This is a genomic window from Nocardiopsis chromatogenes YIM 90109 (assembly GCF_000341185.1).
GTDB lineage: Bacteria > Actinomycetota > Actinomycetes > Streptosporangiales > Streptosporangiaceae > Nocardiopsis_A > Nocardiopsis_A chromatogenes.
Map to the genome: position 1 here is coordinate 1 of NZ_ANBH01000012.1, position 4465 is coordinate 4465.

The 4465-nt window shown below is 75.1% G+C and carries 4 protein-coding genes and 1 pseudogene; all 5 read right to left on the minus strand.

Annotation, left to right across the window (positions count from 1 at the left end; all coding sequences use genetic code 11):
- Nucleotides 1–219, minus strand: a pseudogene (locus tag D476_RS31740) (prolipoprotein diacylglyceryl transferase); the annotation flags it as partial.
- Between the two features lie 10 nt (nucleotides 220–229).
- Nucleotides 230–1267, minus strand: a complete 1038-nt coding sequence (locus tag D476_RS0101175) for a DsbA family protein (RefSeq protein ID WP_017622154.1) — start codon at nucleotides 1265–1267, stop codon at nucleotides 230–232.
- Between the two features lie 112 nt (nucleotides 1268–1379).
- Nucleotides 1380–1961 (minus strand): MauE/DoxX family redox-associated membrane protein, encoded by a 582-nt coding sequence (locus D476_RS0101180; RefSeq protein ID WP_017622155.1) that lies wholly within the window; start codon nucleotides 1959–1961, stop codon nucleotides 1380–1382.
- A gap of 291 nt (nucleotides 1962–2252) precedes the next feature.
- On the minus strand, nucleotides 2253–3104 hold the full coding sequence (gene trpA, locus D476_RS0101185; RefSeq protein ID WP_017622156.1) for a tryptophan synthase subunit alpha: 852 nt from the start codon (nucleotides 3102–3104) through the stop codon (nucleotides 2253–2255).
- Nucleotides 3101–4333, minus strand: a complete 1233-nt coding sequence (trpB, locus tag D476_RS0101190) for a tryptophan synthase subunit beta (protein ID WP_017622157.1) — start codon at nucleotides 4331–4333, stop codon at nucleotides 3101–3103. Before trpB ends, trpA begins: the two co-directional genes overlap by 4 nt.
- Nucleotides 4334–4465 lie beyond the last annotated feature (132 nt).

The window sequence follows — 4465 nt, forward strand, 5'->3', positions numbered from 1 at the left end:
CGCCAGGTCCATGATGGTGCCCTTCTCACCCCCCATGGCCGCCCAGCGGCGTTCGGACCATGCCACGGCGGCGACGACGCCGGCGAGGATGCACAGCGCGTAGACGTGGATGGTGAGCGGGCCGATGTCGAACTGGCTGACCGGGGGCGGCGGGATGGCGGCCAGAGTGAGGCCGCCCCCGGCGGCGTCCGCGGTCGCGAGGGTCGCAGGTGTCGTCATCTCGGCTGGTTCATTCCTTGGCGTCGGCGGAGGGCGAGGTGGAGGGGGAGGGGGATGCCCCGGCGTCGCCGCCCGCGCCCTCGCCGTCCGCGCCGGTGTCGGTGTCCTCGGCCGGGGTGGACTGCGGTTCGCCGGGCTCGGCCTCGGCCACGGCGCTGCGGAGGCTGGAGGCAGAGTACATCTCATTGCCCATCTTGGCGCCGTTCAGGTAGACGCTCGGGGTGCCCGCGAAGGCGTTCTCACCGTCGTAGCGCTCGTTGACCGCGCCGGTGGCCTCCAGGATCTCCAGGACGTAGGTGTCGTCGAGGAAGGAGGAGTCCACGCCGTTCTCGTCGCCCCAGGCGATGAGGTCGGTGACGGGCATGGTGCTGATGCTGTCGGCCCCCAGCTCGCCCTGGGCCTTCTCCAGCAGCTCGGGGGCGTAGTCCTGGGCGAACCGGTCGGCGACCTCGGACTCGGCGTCGACGCGCTCGGCGAAGGCGGGGTCGTCGATGCCGATGTCCTCGCCCCACTGCTTCAGCTCGTCCGGGGAGAAGCCGGCGCTGCCCTCGGCGGGCTGGTTCTCGAACAGCACGTCGTTGTACTCGACGAACTTCCCGGCGTCGGCGGCGGCGCGGGCGGCGGCCCCGCCGCGCAGCGAGTTGGAGCCCAGCGGCTCGCCGCGCAGGGCGAAGATGCTGACCGGGCGGTAGTGCACGATGACCTCGCCCGCGGCGGCCATCTCCTGGATGGCCGAGCCGGTGGCGGTCTCGAACTGCTTGCAGGCCGGGCACTGGTAGTCGGCGTAGATCTCCAGCACGGGCGCGTCGGCGCCGCTGTCGGCCAGCACGACGCTGCCGTCGGTCTGCAGGGCCTGCGGGGGCAGCTCGACGTCGCCGCCGCCGCGGTCGCGCATGACGACGAAGTAGCCGACCGCCACCACGAGCGCGACCACGACGACCGCGGCGCCCACGACGAGCAGGACCCGGTTGCGCTTGGCCTTCTGCTGCTCCTTGAGGCGCTGCTGCTTCAAACGTTCGCGGGCCTCGCGCCGCGCCGCCTTGCCCATGGGCCGATCACCGTTCTCCGTACTGATGGGTTGTCGGGTCCGTCCCCCGCGGGTGCGGGGCCGTTCTATCAGGTTCGGCGACGCCCCGGGGGACGCCGCCGGGGGCCGGGCGTCAGCGGTAGAGCCCGGCGAGGCGGTCGAGGGACAGCGGGGAGCGCGGCCAGAGCATGACGATACCGGCCAGCGCGGCGAAGCCGATGTCGCGGGCGATGTCGAGCCCGTAGGCGGTCTCGCCGGGGGCGACGGCGCCGCCGGTGCCGAAGCAGCCGCAGTCGATGGTGAGCCCGCGCGCCCAGGCGGAGGCGATTCCGGCGATGAAGACCAGCATGAGCAGGCCGGTGGCGGCGGCGACGTAGCGGGTGGCCAGGCCCAGGAGCAGGAGCAGGGCCAGGGCGAACTCCACCATGGGCAGGGTGATGCCGATGAACTCGGCGACGCCGCTGGGGAAGAGCTGGTAGGCCTCGACGGACTGGATGGACAGCGCCGGAGGCAGCTTGGTGTAGGCGGCGAAGGCGAGGATTCCGGCGAGGGCGACGCGGCAGACGAGGGTCGCCCAGGGCTGTGCGGCGGCCAGGCGGGCCTTCCACGGCGGGGCGGGGGCGCCGCCCGTCTCGCCGGAGGGGGCGGGGTCCGGGGCCTCGCCGCCGTCGGGCCGGCCGGAGGCGGTGTTCTGCTCGGTGGGACCGGTGTTCATGTCTGGACTTCCCTGTTCGCCGGGGCGGGTGGGCGCGCCGCGGGCCGTGGGCGCCGGCGGGGCGCGCGGCGTCGCAGCGGAGCCTACTGCATGTGACCGCCCGGGGACCGTTGGTCGCGCAGGACGCGGCGCGGGGTGCGGCGGCCGGTGCTGCGAAAGCCTATGCCGACCGGCGCACCCCGCACGTCCTCTTCCCAGGAAGAAGACTCGATTCTCACCTTCTTCTCACCCGGCCGCGGCCTATGCGCGGCGGGCCCGCCGCGCGGCCCCGCCGCCCTGAACGGCCGGGGCTCACCGGCGCCCGGCGCGCGCCCCCTCGGCCAGCTCCTCGGCGAACGCGCCGACCGCGGCCGTGGCCGCACCCAGGTCGGCGGCGTCCAGCACGCGCTGGCAGAACCCGGCCCCGACGATGACCCCGTCGGCGTACCCGGCGACCTCGGCGGCCTGCTCACCGCTGGAGATGCCCAGCCCCACGCAGACCGGGAGCCCGGAGCCCCCGACGGCCTGGCGGGTGCGCACCACCAGCTTCTCGGCGGTGCCCGCCACCTGGGCGCGGGTCCCGGTCACGCCCATCAGGGAGGCGGCGTAGACGAAGCCGCGGCTGGCGCCGGTGGTCAGCTTGAGCCGTTCGTCGGTGGAGGAGGGCGCCACCAGGAAGATCCGGTCGAGCCCGTGGGCGTCGGTGGCCTGGATCCACTCCCCCGCCTCCTCCGGGAGCAGGTCGGGGGTGATGGCCCCGGAGCCGCCCGCGGCGGCCAGGTCCGCGGCGAAGCGGGCGGTGCCGTACCGGTCGATCGGGTTCCAGTACGACATGACCAGCGCGGCCGCGCCCGCGTCGGCGACCGCCTCGACCACCCGCAGCACGTCGGCGGGGGTGGTCCCGGCGGCCAGCGCCCGGTCGGCGGCGCGCTGGATGGTGGGGCCGTCCATGGTGGGGTCGGAGTAGGGCAGGCCCACCTCGACCACGTCGCAGCCCCCGGCCACCATCGCCCGCACCACCTCGATGGAGGAGGCCAGGTCGGGGAAGCCTGCGGGCAGGTAGCCGATGAGGGCCGCCCGCCCCTCGTCCTTGGCGCGGGCCAGCCCGCGCTGCAGCGGGGTGGTTCCGTCCGCGCCCTGCGCGGTGTTCGGCTGCCCGGTCACTCCTGCTCCCCCTCGTCGTCCATGAGCCCGAAGTAGGCGGCGGCGGTGCCCATGTCCTTGTCGCCGCGGCCGGACAGGCTCACCAGGACGGTCGCCTCCGGCCCCAGCTCCCGCCCGATGTCGCGCGCCCCGGCCAGGGCGTGGGCGCTCTCGATGGCGGGGATGATGCCCTCGGTGCGGCACAGCAGCCGGAAGGCCTCCATGGCGTCGGCGTCGGTGACCGCCCGGTACTCGGCGCGCCCGGTGTCGGCGAGGTGGGCGTGCTCGGGCCCGACCGCCGGGTAGTCCAGCCCGGCGGAGATGGAGTGGCTGGGCACGGTCTGGCCGTGCTCGTCCTGCAGCACGTAGGTGCGGGTGCCCTGGAAGACTCCGGGGGACCCGCCGGTGATGGAGGCGGCGTGGCGGCCGGTGGCCACACCGTCGCCCCCGGCCTCGAAGCCGTACAGGCGCACGCCGGGGTCGCCGATGAACGCGGCGAAGGCCCCGATGGCGTTGGAGCCGCCGCCCACGCAGGCGGCGACCGCGTCGGGCAGCCGCCCGGTGCGCTCCAGCACCTGCTCGCGGGCCTCCTGGCCGATGATGTAGTGCAGGTCGCGCACCATGGTGGGGAAGGGGTGCGGCCCGGCGACCGTGCCCAGCAGGTAGTGGGTGTGGTCGACGTTGGCGACCCAGTCGCGGAAGGCCTCGTTGACGGCGTCCTTGAGGGTGCGGCTGCCGATGGACACCGGGACCACCTCGGCGCCGAGCATGCGCATGCGGGCGACGTTGAGCGCCTGGCGGCGGGTGTCCTCCTCGCCCATGTAGACGACGCACTCCAGGCCGAGCAGGGCGCAGGCGGTGGCGGTGGCCACCCCGTGCTGCCCGGCGCCGGTCTCGGCGATCACCCGGGTCTTGCCCATCCGGCGGGTGAGCAGGGCCTGGCCCAGCACGTTGTTGATCTTGTGCGAGCCGGTGTGGTTGAGGTCCTCGCGCTTGAGCAGGACACGCGCCCCGCCGCAGTGCTCGGCGAACCGGGGGGCGTCGGTGAGCGGGCTGGGGCGGCCGGTGTAGTCGCGCAGCAGGCCGCCCAGCTCCTCCTGGAAGCCCTGGTCGCCACGGGCCTTCTCCCACGCCTGGGCGACCTCGTCGAGGGCGGCGACGAGCGCCTCGGGGCTGAAGCGGCCGCCGTAGCGGCCGAAGCGGCCGGGCGCGCCGCCGGTGGCGGCCGGTCCGGTGGTATCGGTGGTCATGTCGGTGTCTCCTGGCCGGCGCCGTCGGGCGCGCGGCCGAGCCGTGGGTCGTCATCGGGCGGTCGGGGCGTGTGGGCCCCGGGGGCGGGCTCCTCGGAGGGCCTCCGGCGGGGGGGGGGGGGGGGGGGGGGG

Bases quoted from the DNA above. Each gene is read 5' to 3' on its own strand.
- D476_RS0101180 (WP_017622155.1), bottom strand. From the start codon at position 1,961: ATGAACACCGGTCCCACCGAGCAGAACACCGCCTCCGGCCGGCCCGAC.
- D476_RS0101175 (WP_017622154.1), bottom strand. From the start codon at position 1,267: ATGGGCAAGGCGGCGCGGCGCGAGGCCCGCGAACGTTTGAAGCAGCAG.
- trpB (WP_017622157.1), bottom strand. From the start codon at position 4,333: ATGACCACCGATACCACCGGACCGGCCGCCACCGGCGGCGCGCCCGGC.